The organism is Micromonospora sp. NPDC047707 (assembly GCF_040704235.1).
In the GTDB taxonomy this organism is placed as follows: Bacteria; Actinomycetota; Actinomycetes; order Mycobacteriales; family Micromonosporaceae; genus Micromonospora.
This window is the reverse complement of record NZ_JBEYSU010000013.1, coordinates 1-24,343: the sequence shown is the minus strand read 5'-3', so window position 1 is coordinate 24,343 and position 24,343 is coordinate 1. Positions and strand designations below refer to the sequence as shown.

General features: G+C 71.1%; 30 protein-coding genes and 2 pseudogenes. 19 read left to right on the top strand and 13 right to left on the bottom strand.

Annotated features, from left to right (window positions below):
- Window positions 1–229: 229 nt before the first annotated feature.
- The 8 genes from AB0873_RS16470 to AB0873_RS16435 all read left to right on the top strand — a co-directional run bounded on the left by AB0873_RS16470 (window position 230) and on the right by AB0873_RS16435 (window position 6,211).
- Window positions 230–724 carry a hypothetical protein gene (locus AB0873_RS16470; RefSeq protein WP_366600585.1) on the top strand — a complete coding sequence of 165 codons (495 nt, stop codon included), beginning with the start codon at window positions 230–232 and terminating at the stop codon, window positions 722–724.
- Window positions 725–779: 55 nt separating this feature from the next.
- Window positions 780–1,019, top strand: a complete 240-nt coding sequence (locus tag AB0873_RS16465) for a hypothetical protein (protein ID WP_366600584.1) — start codon at window positions 780–782, stop codon at window positions 1,017–1,019.
- A 12-nt stretch (window positions 1,020–1,031) separates the two neighbouring features.
- Entirely contained in the window at window positions 1,032–1,769 is a 738-nt protein-coding gene (locus AB0873_RS16460; protein ID WP_366600583.1) for a hypothetical protein, read from the top strand.
- Window positions 1,770–3,059 carry a hypothetical protein gene (locus AB0873_RS16455; protein ID WP_366600582.1) on the top strand — a complete coding sequence of 430 codons (1,290 nt, stop codon included), beginning with the start codon at window positions 1,770–1,772 and terminating at the stop codon, window positions 3,057–3,059.
- The gene (locus AB0873_RS16450; RefSeq protein ID WP_366600581.1) at window positions 3,056–4,525 is read left to right on the top strand and encodes an SCO6880 family protein; all 1,470 of its coding nucleotides are present in this window, start codon (window positions 3,056–3,058) and stop codon (window positions 4,523–4,525) included. Before AB0873_RS16455 ends, AB0873_RS16450 begins: the two co-directional genes overlap by 4 nt.
- Window positions 4,526–4,535: 10 nt before the next feature.
- On the top strand, window positions 4,536–5,102 hold the full coding sequence (locus AB0873_RS16445) for a hypothetical protein (RefSeq protein ID WP_366600580.1): 567 nt from the start codon (window positions 4,536–4,538) through the stop codon (window positions 5,100–5,102).
- Window positions 5,072–5,875, top strand: a complete 804-nt coding sequence (locus tag AB0873_RS16440) for a hypothetical protein (RefSeq protein ID WP_366600579.1) — start codon at window positions 5,072–5,074, stop codon at window positions 5,873–5,875. The genes AB0873_RS16445 and AB0873_RS16440 overlap by 31 nt, the downstream gene beginning before the upstream one ends.
- 171 nt (window positions 5,876–6,046) lie before the next feature.
- The gene (locus AB0873_RS16435) at window positions 6,047–6,211 is read left to right on the top strand and encodes a DUF4913 domain-containing protein (protein ID WP_366600684.1); all 165 of its coding nucleotides are present in this window, start codon (window positions 6,047–6,049) and stop codon (window positions 6,209–6,211) included.
- 82 nt (window positions 6,212–6,293) lie between these two features.
- Here AB0873_RS16435 and AB0873_RS16430 read toward each other — a convergent pair whose 3' ends face one another.
- Together AB0873_RS16430 and AB0873_RS16425 are read right to left on the bottom strand one after the other, a co-directional pair.
- Window positions 6,294–7,556, bottom strand: a complete 1,263-nt coding sequence (locus AB0873_RS16430) for a hypothetical protein (RefSeq protein WP_366600578.1) — start codon at window positions 7,554–7,556, stop codon at window positions 6,294–6,296.
- Entirely contained in the window at window positions 7,553–8,176 is a 624-nt protein-coding gene (locus AB0873_RS16425) for a hypothetical protein (protein WP_366600577.1), read from the bottom strand. Before AB0873_RS16425 ends, AB0873_RS16430 begins: the two co-directional genes overlap by 4 nt.
- Before the next feature lie 40 nt (window positions 8,177–8,216).
- Between AB0873_RS16425 and AB0873_RS16420 the strand changes: the two genes are divergently transcribed.
- The 3 genes from AB0873_RS16420 (at window position 8,217) to AB0873_RS16410 (ending at window position 10,770) form a co-directional block, all read left to right on the top strand.
- Window positions 8,217–8,708, top strand: a complete 492-nt coding sequence (locus tag AB0873_RS16420; RefSeq protein ID WP_366600576.1) for an HIT domain-containing protein — start codon at window positions 8,217–8,219, stop codon at window positions 8,706–8,708.
- A 1,556-nt stretch (window positions 8,709–10,264) separates the two neighbouring features.
- Window positions 10,265–10,651 (top strand): hypothetical protein, encoded by a 387-nt coding sequence (locus tag AB0873_RS16415; protein ID WP_366600575.1) that lies wholly within the window; start codon window positions 10,265–10,267, stop codon window positions 10,649–10,651.
- Window positions 10,648–10,770 (top strand): hypothetical protein, encoded by a 123-nt coding sequence (locus AB0873_RS16410; RefSeq protein WP_366600574.1) that lies wholly within the window; start codon window positions 10,648–10,650, stop codon window positions 10,768–10,770. The genes AB0873_RS16415 and AB0873_RS16410 overlap by 4 nt, the downstream gene beginning before the upstream one ends.
- A 61-nt stretch (window positions 10,771–10,831) precedes the next feature.
- On the opposite strand, the gene AB0873_RS16405 is transcribed toward AB0873_RS16410, so the two are convergent.
- From AB0873_RS16405 to AB0873_RS16375, 7 genes and pseudogenes are all read right to left on the bottom strand, one after another.
- Entirely contained in the window at window positions 10,832–11,158 is a 327-nt protein-coding gene (locus AB0873_RS16405; protein WP_155329380.1) for a hypothetical protein, read from the bottom strand.
- The gene (locus tag AB0873_RS16400) at window positions 11,145–11,876 is read right to left on the bottom strand and encodes a hypothetical protein (protein WP_366600573.1); all 732 of its coding nucleotides are present in this window, start codon (window positions 11,874–11,876) and stop codon (window positions 11,145–11,147) included. The genes AB0873_RS16405 and AB0873_RS16400 overlap by 14 nt, the downstream gene beginning before the upstream one ends.
- Entirely contained in the window at window positions 11,873–12,235 is a 363-nt protein-coding gene (locus AB0873_RS16395; RefSeq protein WP_366600572.1) for a hypothetical protein, read from the bottom strand. The genes AB0873_RS16400 and AB0873_RS16395 overlap by 4 nt, the downstream gene beginning before the upstream one ends.
- Window positions 12,232–12,600 (bottom strand): hypothetical protein, encoded by a 369-nt coding sequence (locus AB0873_RS16390; RefSeq protein ID WP_366600571.1) that lies wholly within the window; start codon window positions 12,598–12,600, stop codon window positions 12,232–12,234. Before AB0873_RS16390 ends, AB0873_RS16395 begins: the two co-directional genes overlap by 4 nt.
- Before the next feature lie 284 nt (window positions 12,601–12,884).
- The gene (locus tag AB0873_RS16385; RefSeq protein ID WP_366600693.1) at window positions 12,885–13,436 is read right to left on the bottom strand and encodes a hypothetical protein; all 552 of its coding nucleotides are present in this window, start codon (window positions 13,434–13,436) and stop codon (window positions 12,885–12,887) included.
- A 13-nt stretch (window positions 13,437–13,449) separates the two neighbouring features.
- Window positions 13,450–13,830: pseudogene (locus AB0873_RS16380) on the bottom strand (integrase core domain-containing protein); the annotation flags it as partial.
- Window positions 13,770–13,988 (bottom strand): hypothetical protein, encoded by a 219-nt coding sequence (locus AB0873_RS16375; protein WP_366600692.1) that lies wholly within the window; start codon window positions 13,986–13,988, stop codon window positions 13,770–13,772. The gene AB0873_RS16375 and the pseudogene AB0873_RS16380, both read right to left, overlap by 61 nt.
- 560 nt (window positions 13,989–14,548) lie before the next feature.
- On the opposite strand from AB0873_RS16375, the gene AB0873_RS16370 reads away from it, so the two are divergent.
- The gene (locus AB0873_RS16370) at window positions 14,549–15,757 is read left to right on the top strand and encodes a hypothetical protein (RefSeq protein WP_366600570.1); all 1,209 of its coding nucleotides are present in this window, start codon (window positions 14,549–14,551) and stop codon (window positions 15,755–15,757) included.
- A gap of 102 nt (window positions 15,758–15,859) precedes the next feature.
- On the top strand, window positions 15,860–16,366 hold the full coding sequence (locus AB0873_RS16365; RefSeq protein ID WP_155329385.1) for a hypothetical protein: 507 nt from the start codon (window positions 15,860–15,862) through the stop codon (window positions 16,364–16,366).
- Here AB0873_RS16365 and AB0873_RS16360 read toward each other — a convergent pair.
- The 4 genes and pseudogenes from AB0873_RS16360 to AB0873_RS16345 all read right to left on the bottom strand — a co-directional run bounded on the left by AB0873_RS16360 (window position 16,310) and on the right by AB0873_RS16345 (window position 18,326).
- On the bottom strand, window positions 16,310–16,801 hold the full coding sequence (locus AB0873_RS16360; protein ID WP_366600683.1) for a GNAT family N-acetyltransferase: 492 nt from the start codon (window positions 16,799–16,801) through the stop codon (window positions 16,310–16,312). The two genes, AB0873_RS16365 and AB0873_RS16360, sit on opposite strands and share 57 nt — an antisense overlap.
- 71 nt (window positions 16,802–16,872) lie before the next feature.
- Window positions 16,873–17,073 carry a hypothetical protein gene (locus AB0873_RS16355; RefSeq protein ID WP_366600682.1) on the bottom strand — a complete coding sequence of 67 codons (201 nt, stop codon included), beginning with the start codon at window positions 17,071–17,073 and terminating at the stop codon, window positions 16,873–16,875.
- Window positions 17,074–17,257: 184 nt separating this feature from the next.
- Window positions 17,258–17,329: pseudogene (locus AB0873_RS16350) on the bottom strand (hypothetical protein); the annotation flags it as partial.
- Between the two features lie 244 nt (window positions 17,330–17,573).
- Window positions 17,574–18,326 (bottom strand): A24 family peptidase, encoded by a 753-nt coding sequence (locus tag AB0873_RS16345; protein WP_366600569.1) that lies wholly within the window; start codon window positions 18,324–18,326, stop codon window positions 17,574–17,576.
- Window positions 18,327–18,899: 573 nt separating this feature from the next.
- Here AB0873_RS16345 and AB0873_RS16340 point away from each other — a divergent pair.
- Genes AB0873_RS16340 through AB0873_RS16315 form a run of 6 tightly spaced genes read left to right on the top strand, consistent with a single transcriptional unit; the run spans window position 18,900 to window position 24,254 of the window.
- Window positions 18,900–19,466, top strand: a complete 567-nt coding sequence (locus tag AB0873_RS16340; protein WP_366600568.1) for a hypothetical protein — start codon at window positions 18,900–18,902, stop codon at window positions 19,464–19,466.
- Window positions 19,460–20,383 carry a hypothetical protein gene (locus tag AB0873_RS16335; protein WP_366600567.1) on the top strand — a complete coding sequence of 308 codons (924 nt, stop codon included), beginning with the start codon at window positions 19,460–19,462 and terminating at the stop codon, window positions 20,381–20,383. The genes AB0873_RS16340 and AB0873_RS16335 overlap by 7 nt, the downstream gene beginning before the upstream one ends.
- The gene (locus AB0873_RS16330; protein WP_366600566.1) at window positions 20,380–21,039 is read left to right on the top strand and encodes an SAF domain-containing protein; all 660 of its coding nucleotides are present in this window, start codon (window positions 20,380–20,382) and stop codon (window positions 21,037–21,039) included. Before AB0873_RS16335 ends, AB0873_RS16330 begins: the two co-directional genes overlap by 4 nt.
- Window positions 21,039–21,839 carry a ParA family protein gene (locus AB0873_RS16325; protein WP_366600565.1) on the top strand — a complete coding sequence of 267 codons (801 nt, stop codon included), beginning with the start codon at window positions 21,039–21,041 and terminating at the stop codon, window positions 21,837–21,839. Before AB0873_RS16330 ends, AB0873_RS16325 begins: the two co-directional genes overlap by 1 nt.
- A complete protein-coding gene (locus tag AB0873_RS16320) occupies window positions 21,829–23,349 on the top strand; it encodes an ATPase, T2SS/T4P/T4SS family (RefSeq protein ID WP_366600564.1) in 1,521 nt (506 codons plus the stop codon). The genes AB0873_RS16325 and AB0873_RS16320 overlap by 11 nt, the downstream gene beginning before the upstream one ends.
- Entirely contained in the window at window positions 23,310–24,254 is a 945-nt protein-coding gene (locus tag AB0873_RS16315; protein ID WP_366600563.1) for a type II secretion system F family protein, read from the top strand. Before AB0873_RS16320 ends, AB0873_RS16315 begins: the two co-directional genes overlap by 40 nt.
- Window positions 24,255–24,343: the final 89 nt, after the last annotated feature.

Here is a 24,343-nt window from a genome sequence, read left to right as displayed (position 1 = left end):
GACGCCTCCCCCGTGGTGCCGCCCGCGTCCTGTCGTGCAGGAGCAATCACCATAGATCCATTCGGAAACGCAGTGCTACTGTCGAGTACTCGTCGGTGACCTTGTGACATGGGGGAGGCAGCGGGGTGCCGAGGAAACGCTGCACGCGCTCGCGGGGCCCCCGGTGAAGCCAGCTGCCGTTGCGGCGTCCCGTACGCGCCCCGGTCCCGCCCCGGAGCTGCCCGTCGCGATGATTCCGCAGAATCTCGACGCGTGGCCTCCGGTGTGGTGGGTCGGGTGCCACGGCGGCGCCGGTACGAGCACCCTGGCCCGCCTCGTCGGCTACGGCGTCGATTTCGGCCGCGCCTGGCCGCTGCTGACGCCCGCGATGCCGCCGGCGAACGTGGTCCTGGTCTGCCGTGCGTCAGCCCAGGGTGCCTGGGCGGCGACCGGCGCGATCGAGCAGTGGCGCCGCCGCGCCGGCATGACCGGCCCGATGAAAGTGCTCGGGGTGGTCGCAGTCGCGGCGTCGCCGCGGCGGCCCCCGCGCATCGCCACCGAACGGCTGCAACTGCTGCGCGGATGGGCGCCGCAGATCTGGCGCGTCGGCTGGGTCGACGCGCTGCTCGCCGCCGACGACCCGCGCAGTGTCGGCGCTCCCCCCGAGGTCGAGGCGCTACGCAACGCAATCTGGCAGACGGTGCAAACACAGACGGCGCGACCATCCTGGGAAGGGAAACGATGAGCCTGCTCGACCATCTGGATCAGCTACACCTCGCCTGGACATCAGTCGCGGCGCGGTGCCGGACCCGGGTAGCGGCGAGGCACCGCCCGAGGTCGGCGAGAAGGTCCTCACCATCCTGCGGTGGATCGCCTACCTGGCCACCGCCGCCTGCGTCGGCGGACTGCTCTACACCGCGGCGAAGATGGCCCTGGCGCACCGCCGCGGCGACGACACCAACGTCTCCCAACTCGGGTGGGTGTTCGCCGCCTGCATGCTCATCGGAAGCGCGTCCGCGGTGGTCTCCGCACTGATCTAGGAGGAACGCGTGATGGCGCGCCCGACTCAGGACTTCGCCGACCGTCCGCCGTGGACGCGGCCCAGCTTCATCGCCTCCGCCGCCCTGGTGCTGATCGTCATCATCGCCGGGCTGCTGGTCGCCGTCCTCGGCCCCGACGGTGATGGCAGCGACGTCGCTGACGGTACCCCGCCGTCGAACCCGGCCCCGGCGCAGAGCGGCCCGCAGCAGGCGCTGCCCACCGCCGTGCCGACCACCGCACCGGCCGGGGTGCGGTGGGAGCTGGTCGGCCCGCTCGCCGTACCGGTCAGCGCCACCGCCGGCCCCACGCAGGTCACCGGCACCACCGCGTCCGGCTTCGCGCACACCCCTGAAGGCGCCCTGATCGCCGCCGCGCAGATCGGCATGAGGTCCAGCTACTCCCTCGGCCGGGAGTACTGGGAACCCACCACCGAGCGGCAGTTCGTCCCGAGCGCCGATCGGGACCGGCTGTTGGCCGAACACCGAGCCAGTGACAGCAGGCCAGCCGATTCCGGGGCACAGAGTCAGATCGCCGGGTTCAGCTACCAGTCCTACACCCCAGACACCGCCGTGATCGGGTTGGTGCTCCGCGCGCCATCCGCCGGCACTCCGCGCTACCACGTGCTGTCGCTCACCCTGCTGTGGCGTGACGGTGACTGGCGGATGCAGGCACCTCCAGGAGGCGCATGGGCCTCCGTCAACCGCGTCACGAGCGACCTCACCGGCGTCGTCGAGTGGGGGGCACGATAGATGCCCGAGTGCCCTCCAATCGACCTGACCTGCCATGTCGCGGGCAGCATCATCGACAACACCGCCGGTCGGTTCCTTGACGAACTGGCGGAGCAGGCGTCCAAGGCCGCCGCGGAGATGCTGGAGACGCTGGTCGCCGGCTGGCTGGCCATCGATACGCCGAAGACGTCTGATGCCTGCCGGCTCGACGACGCCGGGAAGCTCGCCTGCGAAGGGGCCGTGGGCTACCTGCGCGAGTACACGAACTGGGCGGTCGCGGCGATCGCGGTCGGTGCGGTGCTGGTCGCGGCCATCAAGATGGCCCTGGAACGCAACGGACGGGAAGCCAGCACGTTCGGCAAGAACCTCGTGATGCTGGTCGTGATCACCGTCGCCGGCGTGCCGGCGGTGCAAACCCTCGTCGAGATCGGTGACCTGTACTCGAACTGGATCCTCGACGCCTCCGCCAACGGGAACCTCGGTAAACGGCTGCTGCTGCTGGCCCCGGCCGGCGGCGCGATCGGCCAGTTGTCGCCGTTGATGGTGATCGGCATCTCGATCGTGATGTTCCTGTCGACGATGGTGCAGTTGCTGTTGCTGCTGGCCCGCAACGCCGGTCTGGTGCTGCTGGCCGGGCTGCTGCCGGTAGCCGCCGCGGTCGGAGGCTCCGTGCGTAGCCGGTACCTGACGTGGCTGCTCGCCCTGGTGCTCTACAAGCCGGCCGCGGCGACGATCTACGCGGCAGTGTTCTGGCTCATCGGTGAGGGGCAGACCCTGACCGATCTGCTGACCGGCATGGTGATGTTCGCCATGGCCATCGTGGCGTTGCCCGCCCTGATGCGGCTGATCGCGCCAGCGGTGGCGGTCATGTCGACCGGCGGGTCCAGCGGAATCGCGGTAGCGGCCGCGACCGCCGCCGGGCAGGTCGCCACCGGCGCGGTACGCCTGGCCGGCAACAGCGGCGGCCGGTCCAACGGCGGAGGCAGCGGGGGCGGCGATTCGGGCCGGCCAGGTGGAGCGGCCCCGTCCACGCCCGTGCCGGCGCCCCGCCCCACCGGCGAAAGCGCCGGCCGCGGCGCGGCCGGCGCGGCAGGCCCTGCGGCCACGGGAACGGGCACCGCCGGTACGCAGGCGGGCGCCGCTGGCGGCACGACCGCCGCCGCTGGCGGGGCAGCGGGTGCGGGCACCGCCGCGGCCGGCCCCGGCGGTCTCGCCGCGGGTGCCGGGGTGGCGGCGGCGAAGGCCGGGCCGACGGTTGTGCGCAAGGTCGGCGGGACGGCATCCGGAGCGGTGGACGGTGAGAGCGGATGAGCACCGGGGTACGGGAACGTCCCGTCGAGCAGCAGCGCACCTATGGCAACTGGCGGCTCGGCCGTGGTGCCGGGCTGTTCGGGCTCGGCCCGGTCGGCACGATCGCCGCGTTCCTGGTCATGGTGCTCGCCGCCGCGTTGCTGCCGGTGTCCACCCTCGCGGCGCTGGTCACCGCGGTCACCGGTCTGCTGGTCCTGGCCCCGCTGGCGGTGCGGGTCAACGGGCGTACCGGGTTTCAGGTCATCACCGCGCGGGTGGCGTGGTGGCTGGCCCGGTCCCGCCGCCACCACATCTACGTCTCCGGGGTGGCCTCCAAGGTCACCGCCGCCCACCAGCTACCCGGGGTGCTGGCCCGCTCCGAGGTGTACGAGGTGGAGACCGGCCGGTCCGGGGTCGTGGCCGTGGTCGTGGTGCCGCAGAGCCGGCACTACACCGTCACCCTGCGCTGCGCCCCGGAGGGGATGGACCTGGTCGACCAGGCCGTCATCGACGCCCGCGTCGGGCACCTGGCGTCCTGGCTGGCGGCCCTGTCCCGGGAGCCTCAGCTCGTGCAGGCGCAGGACACCGTCGAGCCCACACCGGACCCGGGCACCCGGCTGGCCGCCGAGGTGGCCGCCACGTCCCGGCCGGACGCGCCGTCGCTGGCCCTGCAGGTCCTCAACGACGTCGTGCAGTCGTACCCGGCTGGGTCGGCGACCGTCGACACCCGGGTGTCGCTGACCTACACCGCCCCGCCCGGCCGGTCGATGTCGCATGAGGACGTGTGCCGGGAGGTCGCCGCTCGGCTGCCGAACCTGCACGCCGGCCTGACCGGCGCCACCGGCTCAGGCATCGTGCCGATGTCCGCGCGCAGCCTCGCCGCCGTGGTGCGCGCCGCGTACGACCCGGCCGCCGCCCTGGACCTCGCCCGCGAGCCGCAGCTCACCCCGAACTGGACGCAGGCCGGGCCGGTGGCCACCCGGGAGAGCTGGGACTCCTACCGGCACGACTCCGGGGTCTCCCGCACCTGGTGCATGGTCGAGGCACCGCGTGGGGTGGTGTACTCGCGGCTGTTCGCCCGGCTGACCGACCCGGACCCGCAACTGCTGCGCAAACGGGTCACCATGATCTACCGGCCCTACTCCCCCGGCGAGGCGGCCCGGCTGGTCGAGTCCGACAAGCGCGACGCCCGGTTCCTCGCCGGCAAGAAGCACCGGCCCAGCGCCCGCGACCTGACCGACCTGGCCGCCGCCGAGCAGGCCGCCGAAGAGGAGGCCGCCGGCGCCGGCGTCACCCGGTTCACCGTGCTGGTCACCGCCACCGTCGCCGACGAGAAGCAGCTCGACGAGGCCACCGGCGTCATCCAGGCCCGCGCCGGCGAGGCCCGCCTGGTGCTGCGCCCGATGTACGGCTGCCAGGCCGCCGGGTTCGCCGCCGGCCTGCCCGCCGGCGTGGTCCTGCCCACCCACGCCACGATCCCCTTCTGAGGACGCCGGCATGACCAACAGCCCGCGCAACAGCACCCCTCCCCCGCCGCGCCGACCAGCCGGCCGCAGGCCCGGCCGCCTCGGCTACACCGGGCCGGGCGGCGGAGCGTGGTCCTACATCGAACCGCCGACGGAGTACCGGGGCACCACTGTGCAGGTCTGCGGCCTGTTCCCGTTCGGCACCGGCGCCTCCACGCCGATGATCGGCGTGCCGGTCGGCCGGCACCTCTACACCGGCAGCGCCGTGTGCTTCGACCCGATCTCCTGGTACACACGCGCCCGACTGATCAACAACCCGTCCGTGTGGATCGAGGGCGAGCCCGGCATGGGCAAGTCCACCGCCGTGCGGCGGATGGTCCTCGGCCTGACCGCGCAGGGCGTGACCCCGCTGATCCTCGGCGACCTGAAACCCGACTACGCGCACCTGGTCCGCGCGCTCGGCGGGCAGGTGCTGCGGGTCGGGCCCGGCCTGGACCGGATCAACCCCCTCGACGCCGGCCCGTGGCGGCAGGTCCTCGACCGGTCGACGAGCGCACCGGCGCCGTCGTGCGCGCGGCGGTCACCGACCGGCGGCTGAACATGCTGGTCGCCCTGGCCACCCTCATCCGGCGTGGACCCGTCACCTCAGATGAGACCACCGTCCTGGCCGCGGCGCTGCGTTACCTCGCCGAACGGGAGACCGACACCCCGCCGGTGCTCTCCGACGTCCTGCGCGTCATCCGCGACGCCCCGTCGGAGGTCCGCGCCGTCACCCTCTGGCAGGCCGACGAGGACATCCCCCGGTTCCGGGAGGACACCGCCGCCTTGCACCGCACGCTGCTGGCGCTGCTGCACGGCCCGCTCGGCGACACCTTCGAGGGCCAGACCACCACCGTGATCCGGCTCGACACCCCCGCCGTGTGCGTGGACATCTCCGGCATCGACGACACCGACGAGCTGCGCACCGCCGCGACCCTGCTGTCGACCTGGTCCTACGGGTTCGCCCAGGTGGAAGCCGCGCACCTGATGGCCGACCTCGGCCTGGCCCCGGCCCGCACCTTCTTCACCGTCCTCGACGAGCTGTGGCGGGCGCTGCGCGTCGGGCACGGCCTGGTCGACCGCGCCGACGGCCTGACCCGGCTCAACCGGCAGAAGGGCACCGGCACCGCGTTCATCACCCACTCCCTGGCCGACCTGGAAGCACTGCCCACCGCCCACGACCGGGCCAAAGCCAGAGGCTTCGCCGAACGCTCCGCGGTGCTGATGATCGGCCCCTGCTCGGAGCAGGAACTCGACGCCGTCTCCCGGGTCCGAACGCTGTCAAATGCTGAACGGCGCGAGGTGCTGTCCTGGTCGGCGCCACCGTCGTGAACGGCCGCCGAGGGCAGCGAGCACTTCGCCGCCGTCGAACGCGAGCCCGGCGTCCAGCGCGACGCCTTCTTCGACCCAGCTCCGAAGAGCTGGTCGCAAACCTGCTCCTCGCGGCGACCGTGTCCTGCCGGGACGACCTCGCCGCCTACCGCTGGGCCGTCAGCCCCCGCGATCTGCTGGCGCCACCACCTCGACCCACACCTCGCCGCGCTCAGTCCAGAGTACGGGCCGTTCAACCGATGCGGGCCAGACAAGCATCACGACCCGACGCCCCTGCCCGTCCAGCCGGCTCCCGCCGAGGTGCTCGCTCAACTAACCGACGACGCCGGCAGTTGATTCCGGAGCATCACTGACGGCCCGGCGATCATGCCAAGGCGAGCGGGCAGCAATCGTCCGCCGCCGGGGATCAGGAGTTGACTCAACGGGAGGGTGATTCCCAGCCCGGGTTGCGTTGCTGTTGCGGCCGGGTACTTCGGGAATCCTCTGGTGTGGCGGCCGTCGGAGCGCCCATCACCTTTCGCATCGGCTGGGGAAAGGCCCGTGCCGCCGCTCCCAAGCCTCTGGACGATTGCCACCCTCGCTCCGGGTTCCAGACGGCGCCAGGGGTATCCGGGACTGTGTCGACGAAGCGGCCGACATCGGCCACCATGGCTTCGAAGCCGGGGTACCGGACCAGTTGTGGATTGCTCTTGACCAGGTTGGCGCAGCCTTCGCGCCATGGAATCTCGGGTTCCCCGGCGGGCACGGGGGCTTGCCCGTAGACGCGGTAGGGGTGCGGCAGGACGGGCGGATCCAGACGACGCAGATTCCAGTTCGTCTCCAGCGATCGCCTGACCTCCGCCGCGACCATAGGCGTCGTCCGGATGAGGAAGTACGAGTCGACCAGGTCCTTGTACCGGTGCCAGGGGCCAGCCGGAGCGTTGCGCAAGCTGACCGGTGGCCCGGCAAGCAGGCAGAGCTTGTCGCCGAGTTGGTCAGCTACCGGGTAGAGGCGCGGCTGCACGGGGTGAAATCCCGGCAAGGTGAGCGCGGTGATCGGCCTGGTGGAAGCCTCGGGCTCTCCTGGGAAGGAAATCTTGCTAGGCGGCTTGATGTCGATCTCGATGGTGATCGGATCATCGACTGGGTGCAGGCTTCCGGTGCTGTAGCGGGGATCTATTGGCTGGGCGATGATCGTGCCCATGACCTGGCCGTTGTCGTGCTGCCGCAGGTTGCCGGGGAGATACGCCACCAAGCCGTGCAAACCACGGCCAGACTCGGCTGCGGGGCGCCCGGCAGGCGCCGTGACGGCGGCGAGGGCTGCGCGGACACCGGCGCCATACCCGACACCGGTGTCGCCGGTGTCCAGTTGCCGAGCCACACCAGCCGCGTAGAGGTCAAGGTCGAAGGCTGTTCTCGGCAGCAGATATGCCTGATCGATGTCAGAAACGCCTTCGACTCGTAGATCGCCCGGCACCGGTAAGTTCACGGGTACCCGTGCCGGCAGGCTTAGCGAGCCGAGCAGCAGCCACTCCCCCTGTGTAGACAAACGCGTGGTGATGTCCGCCATCAAGATCTGGTGCAGTGCCCGGTCCTCGTTGTACTCGGGATACCGGGCCACCGCCGCAACGTGGGCCCGCAGGTCTCTCCAGGTGGGAAAGGCGTCCCGAAACGCCTCGGTGGTGCCAATATCGGCGGTCATGACTGCGTCGTCTCGGTCTGGAGTGCCTCCAGCAGCGGAACCCACCGGCGACGTCCGGCGAGGCTGAGTTCCGCCGTGAGATCCTCGACCGTCGCCCATCCGCCCAGAACGAATCCGCGGACCAGCGACTGCAATTCTGTGATGTCCAACGGCTCGGCATCGGCCAGGTCGAACAGAGTCCGCGCCGGCGTGGTGACCGGCAGGCCGTCCACCCACTGCCACGACCCTGGGGCCAGATCCGCTCCATGTGTGCGGCCGCCCGGCGCCGCGACACCCACACCAACCGTGAACTGCGGATGATCACCGGGCAGGTCTCCGAGTCGGTATAGGCGCACCGCGGAGCGGTGTGACACCACTCCGCTGCCCGGCAGGGACCTTTCCCACCCCGGCGTCTCCGGGGCCAGCCGGAGCCACGCGGCGTACAGCCGCGGCATCGGATGCCGTCCGCCAGCACGTAAGCGAACCACTCCGTCGATCACCGGCTCGGTCACGCGGAGGGCTTCGAGTTCGGCCAACGCCGCCTCAGGAACCCCCACTCGCCCGGCTTGTTCGGCGGTCACCTGCCCCCACTGGCCGTCGGCGATCTCCATGAGCTTAACGATCTCACCGATCCCCACCATGCCAGCAGCGTAACCGTGGAGATCGATTACGGTGGTCCCCGTGACCACCTCAACACCGCCCGACTGGCGCAACGACCGAATCGGTGCCGCCGAACGTGGCGAAAACCCTACGGTGATCACCCGAATGCGGACTGGTTGGGCCGTCATGGGTGACACCCAGCATCTTCCCGGCTACGCGCTTCTGCTATACGCCGGTAAGGCAGACCATCTCACCGACCTGCCTCTGCGGCAGCGAACCGAGTTCCTGACGGACATGAGCCTGTTAGGTGAGGCCGTCCTCAAGGTGACCAGCCGTCGAGACCCCGCGGTTCACCGGATCAACTACGAGATCCTTGGTAACTCCTGGCACCACCTGCACGCCCACATCCACCCGCGCTACACCTGGGAACCGGCGCCCTGGCGGAACGGGCCGGTATGGCGGTACGACCCAGGCATTCGAGACGCACCAGAGCATGCCCTCGGCCCTCGCCACAAGGAACTCAAGGAAGCCATCGCGGCCGAGTTGCGCGCCGCTGCCGCCCGCTCACTATGACGCCAGCGCGCGACACGCGTTCCGTTCTGGCGGCGCCCGCCTGCATTCGCGACCGCCGTCACCGCCGAAGGCCACTACCCCTGGACACCTACCGAACACGCCTGGTACGTCAACAACTCCCAACAGCTACGCCGCGCCATCGACCCTTGCTGGCACACGCTCGACGCCATCGACGCGGCAGCCGCGCCGCTCCACCACCCCAAGCACCGATCGGCTTCGACGCCGCCGTGCTGGGCGGCGCCCGCCTTTGCGGCCACTTCCATGACCCAGACCGTGTCAGTCGCCTGTCGACCACGTCGGCGGGCAGCTCCGGCACACTGTCGGTAACCGTGACGGGATACACCAACAAGGCACTCGTGGCGCCGAACGCGACCGTCAACTCCCCCGCCCCGCGTCCCGCAGCCAAAATCCAAACCATACAGGTGCAGCGCGAACGACGGCACCGGATTCGTGGCGTAGCCGTCGAACGGCAAGCACCGCAAGATCACCAGAGGCACCATCACCGCCCCGCCGGCGGCCGGCCCGTCCAGTGAACCGCACCGACCGGTAGTGCCGCGCCAGCGTGACCGCCCGGCGCACCCGGGGCGCCAAGGTGCCCAGGCCCTCCATCCGCTCAGCAGGTGCCAACACCGCGGCGAGGCGCTGGCGTACCCACGGGGTCAGGACCGTGTGCAGCCGATGCGGCCAGGCCCGCTCGGTGGCCTCGACGGCGAACCGCAGCGCGGCAGCCAGGCTCGCCAGCCGCACGTCGACGTCAGGCCAACACTGATGCGCCCGCCCTACCTGGTATGGCAGGGCCAACGCATGCCGGCGAGCGAGTCGTCGACCGTCGCGGGCAGCGCCCCGCCCGCGGCCAGGTCGGCATCCTGGCGGTTGTCGCACCACGACCAGTCACTCTGGTGATCCAGCCGTTCGCGCAGATATGGATCCTTCAGCAACTTCTCGCCGTGCTCGCCGTGCGCGAGGCGGGTCGCGCCTCGGTCACCTCGGCGGCGAACAACAGCGCATCGGCGTGACCAGTCGGCGCGGACAACACATGCACACTCGCTCCCCAACGGCAACAGGATGTCACACACCACCACGCCCGACGAGTCCACACAGGATGCATGTGTTCGCACTGATAGGCGCAGGAGGCGGGCGCTCCACGGGTGCTCGGATGTCCCCGACACAGGACGGACTACCGACCCGAACCCCGGGTCTCGGCCTGCCCGGGCCACAAACAACCCTGTCACGCTCCGTACGCGCGGCCCGCACCAGCGCAAACGCGGCCGGACAGAGCGGCCGGAGTCTGGACAGCAAGACCCGGCTCGATCACCGTTGAGCATTCGGGAGACTTTGTTCTATTTTGGCCACTTTTAATCCATAGGTTCAGGGTTCGAGTCCCTGGCGGCCCACTCAGACGCAGGTCAGCGGCCCTGGCCCGGATCGCTATCGCCGCGCTCGGGGCCGGTACAGCAGTGGACCCACGGTCAGCCTGACTGCCGTGTCAGGGATGCTCTCGGAAGCGGCGACGAAGCGAACGGCTGAAGGGCGGACGAATGACGGATGGACCGCTCGTGCGCAATTCGCTGCTGCTCGGCCTGTTCGTCGAGATCATTGAAGGGCCCGTAGGGACCCTGCGGGCAGTGGAGACCGTCGGCCGGGGCGTTGCGGGAGAAGCACGCTGCACATTGAACGTGGTCGCAGACAAGATGACCACCAGCTCCGACAGCCCAGCCGAGGCACGTCGGAGAAGCCTCGCCTGCGGGGCATACCGCGGTCGGGTTGCCTCGCTGTGTCGACTGATCGACGCGGTCGAGATCGGCGTCGTTGGTGGGCCGGTCCGGACCAGACTCGCCGGGCACGTCGGCTACACCGCGATCCAAGCCATCCCGGGTGTCGGTCCCATTCTGGCGGCCGGTGTTGCCCGACGAGACGTGATCAGGCTCGACAGCTTGAGGTGATCGACCCGCTGGCGCTCGCGAACCTTCAAAAGGTGTTGCGCGAGCGCTTGGAGCGTGCCGCCCTGGACGACTTCCCTCCCCGTGAGTTCCTGGGCGCCGGCGTTTACGCCCACTACTGAGCAACGTCGTAGTCATCCTCGCCGATGCCGAGCACGACAGCGGATCCCTCACTAGCGGCCTCTACTGCTGATCGCGGATGCCTTGACCTGCGGCGAGTTCAGCCGCTTCGTCGGCGAGGCGTTGCCGCTCGTCTGGGTCGAGGTTCTGTTCCCAGTCCCTGAAGCGGTGGAAGCGGTCGAGGAGTTCTCCGCCGTAGGCGTCGGTGGCGGCGATTTGTCGGAGGTCGGTGCGGCCGGCGAGGATGTCGCGGGCTAGTTCCTGGAGGTCGTCGCCAGCGGCACCGTCGCGGAGGCGGGTGAGGCTGGCGTGGACGAGCTTGGCGAGGCCGGGGTCGCCTTCGGTGAGGCCGAGGAACTGCCGCTCGGGTTCGGAGTCAGGCCGCGTCATGGAGCACCGGGCTGACGTAGGGCCGGTCTGGCAGGGGAACCTTGGACAGGTCGCCGCCTTGTTCGGCGAGAGTCTTGATGAAGCTGAAGAAGCTGAGGATGGCGGTGCCGCCGGCTTGAATCTTCAGTGCGGCGTCGTTGACCTTCTTGACCAGCTCGGTGGCTTGCCAGGCGGCGATGCCGTAGCCGGCGACGGCGCCAACGCCGGTCTCGATGAGCGCGGTCCCTGCGGCGGCGCTGACGCCGATGATGATGGCCTTGTCGATCATCATCTTGATGAGGCCGCCGATCATGTCGGCTAGGAGCCAGATGGCCCGGGCGGCTTCGTGGTAGTTCTCCTCGATCTGGGTCAGGACGACGTTCTGCTCGACGGTTGCCGTCGCGAGTTTGCGGAGGTGGACGAAGGCGGCGTCGGCGGCCTGTCCGTCCCACTGATGGTCCATCTGCGAGGCGGTCAAGCTGACGTTCTGGCCGAGGGCTTGCAGGCTCTGGCCGAGGTTGCCGTAGGCGTCACCCGCTTTGTAGAAGCTCTGCCAGTCGCCGACGAAGACGTTGGTGATGGTGCCGATGACGTCGTAGCCGGCGACGTCCTTGATGATCTGGTTGACCCAGTGGGAGATGGAGATAGCGTCCAGAATGCCGATCGGGTTGACGAAACCCTTGGTCATGGAAGCGTCTGGCTCGCCAGGCTCGACCAGGAAGTCGATCGGCTCGATCACGGCAGGTTCCCACTCAACGGGCGCCCGCCAGGCACCTCGTAACCGCTGCGGTCAACCGTCGGGTAGGTGGCGTCCAGCCGGGCCGCATTGCCGGCGTCCGTGTACCGGTAGTAGTCCGCAGTGCCCTGGAGCGCGTCCCGGGACTTCTCCAGCAGCTCGACCAGGTGAGCGAGCCGCTTGTTCATCGCGTCGAGAAGCAGCTGGTGCGCAGGCCATACCTCGCTGAGCAGCCCTTGACCCTGCACGGGCATGTCGGTGTGCTTGAGCGTGTACGCCTTGGCGGCCTGGGCGTCGAGGCTCGCCTCGGTGAGGCGGGAAGCGGCGCGCTCCAGGGCGCTCGGCTCAACCGAGAAGCTCACGACAGGCGATCCTTGATAACGCCGGTCACAACGAGCATGACCGCGGCGACGAGCAGCGCGAGGGACATGATCCGGCCACGCCGCTTCGACTCGGCGTTGTTAACGGCCCGGAAGACGCCGACGCCCGTCACCGCAGCCACACCTAGCGGCACCGTCACCGACATGAATCGCAAGAATGACCACGGGTTGAAGACTCCACGGTCGTCACCAACGATGACCAGTTGATAGGCCAGGAAGCCCAGGCCGACCAGGCACAAGAAGAACAGCACCATCGACACCAGCGCCACGCTCTTGCGGAAGTCATGCCACTGATTCAGCTTGTCCGGCACTGCCGTCACCCGATCCGTCTGCCCCGTCTCACTCACGACCGCACCATGCCACAGCGCGACCACGGACCGCGACCCCGCCGTTCAGCGCAGAAGAACACTTGTCGGGAAGTAGGCGCATCGGTTGCTCGGGTGGCAGCGCCCAGCGGATACGAGGCGAATCGAGCTACGCAACGGTCGAAGTAGGCAAGATCATCGGGCACGCCTCGGGCACAAATGACGCCGACAAGAACTGTCAATCGTTGTAAGGCGACACCAGACGTCGCCCAGGTCAGCGCCTCGATCCGCCCGATGCGAGACGATCCATACCACGCCGGAGGGATTCAGGGTTCGAGTCCCTGGCGGCCCACCGACCGCACCATTGTGCGAACCGGTGGCTCTTTCGAGGTGCCCCCGTCCGTTTCGGGCGGGGGCATTGTCGTGTCGGTGGGAATCTTGAACACGGGTACGACTCCCTGGTCGGTGAGTTGAACTTCGGCAATGAGTGTCTCGATGGCGGCCTGCGCTCGGTGGTGGTGCCGCTCGCCAGAATGGTGGCGAGGTGGTCGCGGATGCGGGCGACGGTGCCGGGCGGCGGGGCGTGGGCTGGGCGGTCGGGTCGGCGTCGAGTTCGGTGTGCCGGGCCTGGAGTTGGGCGAGCCGTTGGCGGAGCGGATGCGGGGTCCGGCGGTGGCGTCGTCCATGGTGCCGTTCTCAAAGGCGGTGTGGTAGCAGGTGATCGCGTTCTCGGTGTGGGTGATCTGGTTGGCTGTGGCGGTGAGTTCGGCGCGCCGGTCGTCGGCGGTGCTGTCGCGTTGGGCTTGGGCGCGTTCGATCATGGCGGCCAGGACGGGCACGGCGGTGGTGTAGAAGTCGTGCAGGGCCCGCAGGATCACGGTCGAGTTCGTCGGCGGGGAGCCGGGGCGCGGTGCAGGTGGCGTGCTTGCCGTAGCGGGTGCGGGTGAAGCAGGTGTAGTAGCGGTAGCGGCGGGTCCGGCCTTTGGGCGTCGCCGCCAACGACCTTTTGTCCCGCGTCAGTTTTGGGCAGGATTTGATCCTCGAAAAGTTGGGGATGGTGGGATCGGCCTGGCCGAGGTGGACCTCGGCGGGCGGGTTGAACGCGATGCCCTCGTGCGGGCGGACGTGGTTGAACTCGGCCCGGTACGCCTCGGCGATGGCGTCGAGCGTCGGCCCGTCGGTGATCTCCTCGTGGTAGAGCCGTTCGTACTTTAGTGACCCGAACGCTTGTTCGCGTACGCCGTTGGTGTTTGGTGCCTTCTTGCGGCGCAGATGTGGGTCAGCTCGGGTCGGGCGGCGATGAACCGGGCGAGCGCGGCCGACGTGAACGCCGGCCCGTTGTCGGTGGCCAGCCGGACCGGCACCGGCTGGCCGTGCTCGTCGTGGGCAGCGCCGTGTGCAGCGCGCAGCCCAGCAGCGGTTTCGGGCACGGTGATCGCCGGTGCGCGTGACAAGGACGAGATCAGCGATGATGGCAGGCCGGGCATGACTCACTTCGGACGATCAACAAGGCGTAGAAACCTCGATGATCATCTGAACCGGTCATGCCCGCCCTCCTACCACCGGCAAGGGCGCGTCTACGCCAACCACATCAAGCCGGGCGCTCCGCGACTTTGCCGGGGCCCTGTCCGTTCCCCTGTGTAGCGAGGCGTTATCTGTCGTTGCGCTGGTCTGCGCTCCTTACCAGCCCGGCATGAATAAACACTGCTCCCAAGAGGACGCCGATCCCGGCCAGAACCATCACAGCGGTGATGACTCCGATGGTCAAGGCGAGGGCAGCTAGCAGCAGCCCGCAAACCGTGAGCAGGAATGCTCCGCCCCTAGTCAGATTGTCGTCAACCACGGTGTTCCTCCACTAGCTGGAATGCCAATCATCCGGTCAGCTCCAAATCGCAACCGCCTCGGGTCAAGGCGGGGGAACGGCACCGGCAGGAGGACGAGCAGCAGCATCGCGGTCGGGCGCAGGTGAGGTTCCACGGGAGGGGGCACCATGCACGAGATCACTCCGCAGGAACAGGATCGGCTGCTCAAGTTCATGCGTCGCCACCGGAAGCGCCTGATGGCATTCCCGAACGTCCGTTCCGTCGACATCGGCTTCGCGTTCAAGCGCAGACGCCCCTCGGACCGTCTCGCGATCCGGGTGCACGTCACCCGCAAGGTGCCGACACGAAGCCTCGCCGAAAGCGAGCGGTTGCCCGATGAGATCGACGGCGTTCCGGTTGACGTCATCGAGAGCAACCCCGAACCCGACGCGGATTTTCGCCACTCCCGTCAGGATCCCGTCCTCGGCGGCATCAACATCGGAAATCTCAAGGTGGGAGTTCCCGGCACCGGCGACCCCGGCACGCTGGGGTCCATCGTGTTCGAGCGGGGCACCCTGCGACCTCTGGCGCTGACGAACTGGCACGTCGCGGTCGCCAATCCGCCGGTCGCGATGGACCCGATCATCCAGCCCGACCCGGTGGCGCCCGACCCGGAGCCACCGAACAACTTCCTCGGCCGGCTCCTGCGCTGGGATCAGGGTCTGGACGCTGCCGTCTGCTCGATCGGCGAGCAGGACGGCACCCGCGGCCGGAACGTCTCCACCGACATCGTCGGGCTGCCACAGCCGGCGTCCGGCAGCAAACCGCACGTCGTCGGCCTCAAGGTGATCAAGTCCGGGCTGCGGACCGGCGTCACGGGCGGCACCATCGACGGCACCGACGGGGTGGAGTTCTCGGTCGTTCCCGACGACTTCCCGCTGCCCCAGGGGGTGCTCTCCCAACACGGCGACTCGGGGGCACTGTGGCTGGACCGGGAGACCTTCACGGCGGTCGGGCTGCATTTCGCGAGCATCAGCACCCCGGAGGTCCGCGCCTGGGGGAAGTCGGTATCGAGGATCTGCGACTCGCTGAACATCTTCGTGTTGAACACCGCGGCCGTCGGAACGGCTTGGATCGGTGGGCACGGCCGCGTGCTCGCCTGCACCCGCCCCAACGCCCCCTGCAACCTGAAAATCGTCTACCCGAGCGGGCGCACCAGCCGCGCGCGGGGACTGGGTGCGGCGACCGCCAACGCGCAGGGGCTGGTCAGTTGGCGGTGGCGGATCGGGTCGAGCACCCGGCGCATGCCGGGCGTCAAGATGAATGCCCACGTGACCCTGGACGGTGCGGAGCACCTGCTCTTCGCAGAGCTGGAAGGAGCAACGGACTTCTCCTGAACCGAACGGGACGGTGATCGCCGGGCTGCCCTGTCGTTGATCTGGTTGCACCCGCCGTCCGCTGCGGCGACGGTGGAACACCGATCGTCGAGGAGGACGCCGATGACCCGTCAGCGCGAGACCGTGGAGGTCGATCCGGTCCTGTTCCGCGCCGTCTACGACTCGCCGGCGTCACTGCCGGGCCGGCACCGCTGGACGACCAGCGAGTCCGACGTACGCCGGATCGAGAAGCTCCTCGGCATGCCGCCGCGCAGTATCGGCGCGCCGTTGTGGGTCAGTGGCGACGAGCCGGACTGCCCGAAGTGCGCTCGGCGGGTCAACTGGTACGACATCGTCAACTCGGCGCTGGCCGGGGTGCACGACCGCATGATGATCGCGACGGTCATCCTCGGCGAGCGCAAGTTCGTCAACACCGAGATCCCGGACGGGATCGCCGGGGTGCGCTGCGCCGACTGCCGTACGCCGATCGAGGGGCTGCGCAGTTTCAAGTGCCACAACTGGGCGTACGCGTTCGAGGCGCTGGAGGAGGTGCGCCGGCACATGGCCGGCGGCTCAGCCGTCGAGGGTCAGCTCACGGCGGTGCCGCAACCCGGGGCGGCCGTCGAGTGACACCTCGCCGACGGGCGTGAACCCGGTGTGCCGGAGCACCGCCAGCGAAGCTGGATTGTCCAGGGTCGTCGCGGCGGTCAGCCGGCGCAATCCGTACGCGTCCCGGGCGAGCGTGCACACCTGCCGGACGCCGTCGGTCGCGAGCCCGCGCCCGACGGCCCGCTGCGCGACCCGGTAGCCCAGCTCGGCCTCTCCGTCGGCGACGTCGACCAGGTTGAAGCGGCCGAGGACGCGGCCGTCGTCGTCGACCAGGACGTGGAAGTGACACGCGCCGGTGGCCTGCTCGGCGAGGAGAGCGGCGTGCCGGGCCGGGAAGTCGGCGAAGTAGTCGTCCCCGCGGTCCGGGATTGACCGCGCGAACCAGGCGCGGTTGTCCCGCTCGAACGCGAGCAGCGGATCGGCGTGGTGGGCGGCGAGCCGCTGGAGGTCGGGCACGCCCCCACCGTAGTGAGTCGCACCGTACCGCGCCTCGGTGTTAAGAAGGGGCCCTTCCTCTACCGGAGGCGTTAAGAGGGGGCCCTTCCTTTCATCTGGGGGCGGCGGGGGGAATGGGGGACTGGGGCGGGGGCGGGGATTGGGGGCGTTGGGCGGGTTGTCGCGCTGCCGCCGGTCAGGTGGATGTGTTCGCCGTGGTGCCACAGCTCGACGGTCGTGTCCGGGTCGGCGTCCGGCAGCTCGTACCGGGCCTCGACGGCGGTCAGTGTCACCGCCAGGCGGTGGCCGTGCCAGCGCAGGCAGAAGGCGAGCCGCCGGATCCGCGGGCAGCCGCGGGTCGAAGGAGAGCACTCCCCGGTCGTCGCGCAGACCGCCGCAGCCCTGCACCAACGCCAGCCACGCACCGGCCAGCGACGCCAGGTGCAGCCCGTCGGCGGTCTTGTCGCCGAGGTCCGCGAGGTCCTGCGACACGGACTCGGCGAACAGGTCGTACGCCAGGTCGAGGTGCCCGACCTCGGCGGCGAGCACGGCCTGCGGGGAGGCCGACAGCGACGAGTCGCGGACGGTCCGGGCCTCGGGCGCGGTCGTAAACGGCGGTCGGGTTGACCGGCCGCCGTCTGCGAGACCGTCACAGTTCCACCGCGGGCCCTCCGTCAAACCCGGCCGCTCGGCGGTCGCGGCTGGCCGTCAGGGCTCCCACCCTGAGCTGGCCGGTCACGGTGCGGCGGTGGAGAAGGTCACGGCGGGTAGGGGCACCGGGCATGCCCCGGGCTCAGGCGGGTGTCAGCAGCAGGGCGGCGCCGGTCGCCGCGACGAGGAACGGGCCGAAGGCGAGGTGGCTGGACCAGCGGGCCCGGCCGGTCGCCAGCAGTGCCAGGGCGGCCACCGACGAGAGGGCGAACGCCAGCAGGAGCCCGAGCACCGGGACCGTCCAGCCGTGCCAGCCGAGGAGCAGGCCCGCGCCCACGGCGAGCTTGGCGTCGCCGAGGCCGAAGCCGCGCCGGCCGAGCAGGAGCGTGGTGCCGGCGAACAGGAGCCCCAGGGCGAGGCCGGCGGCGGTGGCCCGCAGCCACGGCGGGTACCCCGCACCGAGGGCGGCGGCCAGCCCGAGCAGGAGCCACGTGCCGAGCGCGGCGGGCCCGGTCAGCCGGTCGGGCAGCCGGTGCACCGCCGCGTCCACGAAGACGAGCGGCACCGCCCAGCCGAGCCACCACGCCACCGCGGCCAGCTCGGCGGCCGGGGGCCCGACCAGCAGGAGCACCGCGGCGGCCGCGACCGCGACGGCCTCCACCGTGCCGGGTGGCGCGCCCACCCGGGCGACGCACCGCCCGCACCGTGCACCCGGCCCGAGCGCCGGCCACGGGCGGCCCAGGTCGACCGGGGCGCCGCAGGCGTCGCAACCGGACCGGGGTGTCGAATCCGGGGGTACGGCGTGCCGCAGCACTGCCAGCCGGAGGACCGGCGTGACCGTGAGCACGGCGAGCAGCGCTGCCCGACCGCCGCGTCGGGGTGCTCTCATCGTCATGCCGAACCTGCCGCTACGAACACGCTGGGTAGCCGTAGGCTCGCCTTACTGTAACGGGCGCTCCGGCTCCGGCACTTACCTCCACACCGGACCGGACGCCCCCTCGAACGGCTGGCCGCTCCCGACGTCGACGGCCGACGGACGACTTCCGGGCCGAGGGACAAAGCGGACGTGAGCCGTCGTTCACCCACAGTCCTCCCGCCCGTCCGGCCCGCACGACACCCTGGCCGGCGACCGCGACGCCACCCGGAGGCGACCGGCGCATTCGCCATCCGGCCGCCGGCCGGCAACCTGACCGTCACCACCGGCTGCCACCACCTCTCATCACGCAGCGTGTTCGCTTGAATTGCCTCTGTTGCATCGGCGGACGTCAGCCTATGCTCGCCCCTTGGGTGCGATGCAACCCTCGATCTTTCGACCGGGACGGCACAGGGATTTGCATTTGTAAAGATCAGTCACGGTAAATGCGGATGCGTTCTTCCACAGGTCCGGATGTGGTCATTCGGCCGCGCTTCCGCACGCCCGGATCCGCCGGGACACCGGCTACCGGGATGCCGACGAGGAGGCGCGACAGTGCTAGAACGGCAGCTCAGGGACGTTGTGGCGTACCTGGTGACGGTCGCGGTGCTCGGCGCCGCGACGGGCTGCGGCACCGACCGGGGAGCGACCGCCGCGACGGCGGCCGATGACGGGGCGCCCGCCCGGGTGCGGCCCGGGGCCGACGAACACACCGCCCGGAAAGCCGCGCTCGCCGCGTACTCCGGATATCTCGCCGCGTCCCGGAAGGCGAGCGGACGCAGCGATCCGCAGCATCCGGAACTGTCCACATTCCTCGCCGACCCGTTGTTGACCCGGGTCCGCCTCGCGATCCGCACCGCGAAGGAGCACGGTGCCGTACGCGTCGGCACGCTGGTCTCCGACCCCACCGTCACCGCCGTCGACCTCGACGCCGTCCCGCCCACCGTGGAGATCCAGGACTGCCTCGACGCGACCGGCTGGCGGCTGGTCTACGCCCGCGACAAGCGGGTGGTGCCGGGCAGCCGGGGCACCCGGCACCTGGCCACCGCGACCGCCACCCGCTACCCCGACGGCCGCTGGCTGATCAGCGCCGGCGCCTCGCACGAGGACCAGCCGTGCTGACCCGGGGCGGGCGGTCGCGCCGCCGGATGCTCGCCGGCCTGGCCCTGGCCGCCGCGATGGTCGCCGGGTCCGTGCCAGCCGTCGGCTGGGCCGACCCGCCGGGCGCGGAGTGCCCGCCCGGCCAGACCAACTGCGACGTCTGGGACGACGACCCGGGCACCCCGGGCGGTGGGACCGGCGGCCCGGGTGGTGGCGACGGTGGGGGCGGCGACGGAGGCGGCGGGGGCACCTGCCAGTGGAACGGCCGCGTCATCCCCTGCTACGACCAGGTGCTCGGCTGGTTCAACAACAGCGACGGCTGCTACTACAAGCTGGCCGAGCCGCAGAACAACCCGCCCGCCGGTTACCAGTGGTACGTGCTGACCTGCAACGGCGGCGACCTCGGCTCCCAGCGGCTGGAGCTGCGCGACTCGCCGCCGCCCGGCTACGGCGCCCCACCCGACCCGGAGGAGCTGGCCCGGCGCGCGCTCGCCTCGATCGACCTGCTCCCGCCGCGCGTGGCGGTCGCACCGCGCCGGCAGATCGGCCCTGGGCTCGTCGGGCTGCCGGTGTGGATGTGGGCCAGCCGGGGCGACAACTACTTCGGCCCGCTGCGCGCGTCCGCCTCCGACCGGGGGCTGACCGTCGCCATCGAGGCGCGGGTCGACCGCATCGTCTGGGACATGGGCAACGGGGAGAGGGTCGCCTGCGCCGGCCCCGGAACCCCCTACAGCTCCACCGGAGCGCACGCCGGGAAACGCTCCCCCGACTGCGGCTACCACAGCGGCTACCCGAAGGCCGGGACGTACCGGGTCGGCGCCACCACGCACTGGTCGGTGACCTGGCGCGGTGGCGGCGAGAGCGGCGTCATCCCGGTCACCCGGACGAGCGGCACGGTCCCGATCCAGATCAACGAACTACAGGTGGTGGCGGAGTGAGCCTCGCGACGCGCAACGGAACCGGACCGGTGGACGCCCCGGTCGTCCCGCCCAGGGTGGTCCGGCAACGCCGGATGCGCCCCGGGCTGCTCGGCCTGGCCGTCCTCCTCATCGCTCTCGGCGGGCTCGGGGCGGCGTTCGCCGTCACCTCGGTCCGCGCCACCGGCAGCTACCTGGCGATCGCCCGCCCGGTCGAGGTCGGCCGGACGATCGGCGCGGACGACCTGGTGACCGTGCAGGTCGCCGGCGGCCAGGGGCTCGCCCCGGTGCCGGTGGGCCGGCGGGACGACGTGGTCGGCAAGCGGGCGAAGGTCGCGCTCGTCCCCGGGACATTGCTGACCATGGACCAGCTCACTGACGAACCCCTGCTCGGCCCCGGGCAGCAGCAGCTCGCCCTGGGTCTCGAACCGTCCCAGGTGCCGGCCCGCAAGCTGCACCCCGGCGACAAGGTGCTGCTGGTCAGCACCCCGGCCGGGAACGACGACCGGCCGGCCGCCGGTGTCACCCGCTTCGAGGCCACCGTCATCGACACGACGACCACCGAGAACGACGACGAGGTCGTGGTGTACGTGGCGCTCGCCGTCCGGGACGTACCGGCGGTGGCGGCGCTGGTCGCCCAGGACCGGATCGCCGTCGCCCTCACCGAGGCGGCCTGATGGCGATCATCGCGCTGGTCGCCGCCAAGGGGTCGCCGGGCGTCACCACCTCCGCGCTGGCCTGCGCGCTCACCTGGCACCGGCGGCTGGTGCTCGCCGAGTGCGACCCGGCCGGCGGGTCGGTGCTCGCCGGCTACCTCGGCGGCGCGCTCGACGGGCCCCGGGGCATCGGCGAACTGGCCGTCGGGGAGCTGCGCGACGGCAACCTGGAGACGGCGTTCTGGTCGCAGCTGGTCGACCTGGACGCCCCGAAGCGGGAACGGCTGCTGCTGCCGGGCGTCGTCGATCCCGCCCAGGCGGGCAGCGTCGTCCCGCTGTGGCAGCGGTTCGCCGACTTCTTCGCCGGGCTGGACCGCGGCGACCCCGCGTACGACGTGCTCGTCGACTGCGGACGCCTGCACGTGGCCGGCCCGCCCTGGCCGATCCTGCGCGCCGCCTCGGTGGTGCTGGTGGTCACCAACGCCCGGCTGCCCGACCTGTCCGCCACCCGCGCCCTGGTCCGGGCGATCGAGCGGGACCTCACCGAGCACCGGGTGCCCGCGGGCACCCTGCGACTGCTGCTGGTCGGCGGCGGGCACGGGCGCAGCGAGGTCAGCAAGGCCCTGCGGCTGCCGGTCATCGCACGGCTGCCGCACGACCCGCGTACCGCCGGGGTGCTGGCCCTGGGCGGCACGGTGCGGGCCGGACGGCCGCTGATGCGTGCGGCGAGCGCGCTGGAGGTGCCGGTCGGAGCGTTGCTGGACCGGCGGCGGGCCCGCCTGGCCTGGCCGGTGGCGCAGGGGGTGCCGGATGCGGTTTGAACCGGTCTCCGCCGACCCCCGCCGGCACGCGCCCACCGCGACGTCGATCGCGCCACCCCTGCTGCCGCCGAACGGCCGGCACCATCCGACGCCGGTCCCGGCACCGCCGCCGGAGGCGCCCCCGCGCCCCCGCGTGGACTTCCAGGTGGTCCGGGAGCTGCGCCGGGAACTCAGCGAACGGCTCACCCTCTGGCAGCGCGGCCGGGAGTTCGACGCCGACGCCGAGGACACCGAGCGCGCCCGGCTGGCGGTCGCGGTCGTCGCCGAGTACGCGGACGCGGTCCGCCGGGCCGGCACCCCGATGGCGGCCGGCGAGGAACGTCTCCTGCTGGACCAGGTCACCGCCGAGCTGGCCGGGCTCGGCCGGCTCCAGACGCTGCTGGTCGACGACACCATCGAGGAGGTGCACATCCTCGGCTGCGACCAGGTGCGCATCACCCGGCACGGCGGCGGCGTCGACTGGGCCGAGCCGATCGCCGACAGCGACGACGAGCTGGTGGAGATCCTCCAGGCGGCGGCCCGGCGGGCGGGCGCCACCGAACGCTCCCTGTCGACGTCGAAGCCCACTCTCGACCTGCAGCTGCCCGACGGCAGCCGCCTCGCCGCCGTGTTCCTGGTCAGCCACCGCCCGTACGCGGTGATCCGCAAGCACAACACGCTCGACGTGAGCCTGGACGACATCGCCGGCGGCCGGGGCGACCTGGACGAGATGGTCGACCCGCTGCTGCGCGACTTCCTCCGCGCGGCCCTGCGCGCCGGGCTGAACATCATGGTCGCCGGCCTGGCCGGGGCCGGGAAGACCACGGTCATCCGGGCGCTGATGAACGAGATCCCGCCGGACGAGCCGTACGTGCTGCTGGAGGAGAGCCGGGAGCTGCTGCCCGCCCGGCGGGGGCACCGGCACCGGGCGGTGATGAGCTTCGAGGCCCGGGAGGGGCACGGCGAGCGGGGGCCGGACGGCCGCCCGGCCGGCGAGGTCAGCATCGCCGATCTGATCCCGGTCTCGCTGCGGATGGGCGTGCTGCGGATCATCGTCGGCGAGGTCCGGTCCCGGGAGATCGTGCCGATGCTCCAGGCGATGACGACCAGCCGGGGCTCGATGTGCACGATCCACGCCCGGACACCGGCCGGCGTCGGCGAGCGGATCATCGAGCTGGCGCTGGCGCACGGCCGCGAGATGACGGTCGACCAGGCCCGGCGGATGGCGGGCAACGCGCTCGACCTCATCGTCTACGTCACCGTCGAGGACGAGACGGCGATCGGCGGACGCAAGCACCGTTTCGTCTCGCACGTCGAGGAGGTCATCGGCGTCGGTGACGGCAACCGGATCACCACCACCACGGTCTTCGGGCCGGGACCGGACGGCCGGGCGGCCCCCCGGCACCTGCCGGAGCGGATCCGCAACCAGCTCCTCCGGGTCGGTTACGACGCCCGGCTGCTGGGCCGGTGGATCGAGGCCGGCACCGGCGCGTGGCGACGTCCCCGGCAGACCCGGCTGGGCCGGCGGTGAGTTCCGTGGTCGACATCGAACTCGTCGCGGTCGCCTCCGGCGCCGCCTGCGTCGCCGGGCTGCTGCTGGCCGTCGTGGCGATCGTCGGCACCCGCCGGCCGGCCGGACCCCGCCCGGGTGCCGGGCCGGGACTCGCCCGGTTCTGGCGCGGTCCCGGGGCCACGCCCCGCGAGCAGCGGGCCCACCAGGCACTGCTCGTCGGCGCCGTGCTGGCCGGCGCACTGGCCCTTTTGGTCACCGGGCTGCCGGTGGTCGGCCTGCTGGTCGCCGTGGCGGTGCCGGGCACCCCCTGGCTGTTCTCCGTCGGCCGGGCCGAACAGCGGGCCATCGCCCGGATCGAGGCGGTCGGCGAGTGGACCCGCCGGCTCAAGGACGTCTCCGCGACCGGCCAGGGCCTCCAGGCCGCGATCACCGGCACCGTCGCCACCGCGCCGGAGGAGATCCAGGAGGAGGTACGGCTGCTCGCCGCCCGCCTCCAGGCCGGCTGGCTGGCCCGCCCCGCCCTGCTGGCGTTCGCCGACGAGATCGCCGACCCGGTGTGCGACCAGGTGGTGGCGGCGCTGATCCTGCACCTCACCGACCGCGGCGACCGCCTCGGCGACGTGCTCGGCTCGATCGCGTCGGCCGCCGCCGCCGAGGTCGCGACCCGGCGGGAGGTCGAGGCGAAGCGCACCCAGCCCCGGTTCGCGGTCCGGTTCCTCACCGGCATGACCCTGACCACGATCGCGTACGGCCTGCTCAACACCGACTACATCCGCCCGTACGGAACCCCCATCGGTCAGCTCGTCATGGCGCTGCTCGGCGCGGCCTTCATCGCCCTGTTGGCCTGGGTACGTGCGATGAGCCAGCCGCAGCGGCCGGCCCGCTTCCTGCCGGCCCCCGACCCGCACGAGGTGATCGCGTGAGTTGCCCTGTGTCAAGCCATCGCCGGTTGATCTTGGCTGAGCAAGTGTTGGAGGGCTCGGTGCCGGTCGGGGTTGTAGGGGGTGTTGGT

Coding starts and splice junctions, on each gene's coding strand:
- AB0873_RS16445 (WP_366600580.1), top strand. CDS start 4,536: ATGACCAACAGCCCGCGCAACAGCACCCCTCCCCCGCCGCGCCGACCA.
- AB0873_RS16325 (WP_366600565.1), top strand. CDS start 21,039: ATGGCGATCATCGCGCTGGTCGCCGCCAAGGGGTCGCCGGGCGTCACC.
- AB0873_RS16460 (WP_366600583.1), top strand. CDS start 1,032: ATGGCGCGCCCGACTCAGGACTTCGCCGACCGTCCGCCGTGGACGCGG.
- AB0873_RS16430 (WP_366600578.1), bottom strand. CDS start 7,556: ATGACCGCCGATATTGGCACCACCGAGGCGTTTCGGGACGCCTTTCCC.
- AB0873_RS16455 (WP_366600582.1), top strand. CDS start 1,770: ATGCCCGAGTGCCCTCCAATCGACCTGACCTGCCATGTCGCGGGCAGC.
- AB0873_RS16425 (WP_366600577.1), bottom strand. CDS start 8,176: ATGGTGGGGATCGGTGAGATCGTTAAGCTCATGGAGATCGCCGACGGC.
- AB0873_RS16405 (WP_155329380.1), bottom strand. CDS start 11,158: ATGACGCGGCCTGACTCCGAACCCGAGCGGCAGTTCCTCGGCCTCACC.
- AB0873_RS16345 (WP_366600569.1), bottom strand. CDS start 18,326: ATGACGATGAGAGCACCCCGACGCGGCGGTCGGGCAGCGCTGCTCGCC.
- AB0873_RS16450 (WP_366600581.1), top strand. CDS start 3,056: ATGAGCACCGGGGTACGGGAACGTCCCGTCGAGCAGCAGCGCACCTAT.
- AB0873_RS16320 (WP_366600564.1), top strand. CDS start 21,829: ATGCGGTTTGAACCGGTCTCCGCCGACCCCCGCCGGCACGCGCCCACC.
- AB0873_RS16365 (WP_155329385.1), top strand. CDS start 15,860: ATGACCCGTCAGCGCGAGACCGTGGAGGTCGATCCGGTCCTGTTCCGC.
- AB0873_RS16370 (WP_366600570.1), top strand. CDS start 14,549: ATGCACGAGATCACTCCGCAGGAACAGGATCGGCTGCTCAAGTTCATG.
- AB0873_RS16470 (WP_366600585.1), top strand. CDS start 230: ATGATTCCGCAGAATCTCGACGCGTGGCCTCCGGTGTGGTGGGTCGGG.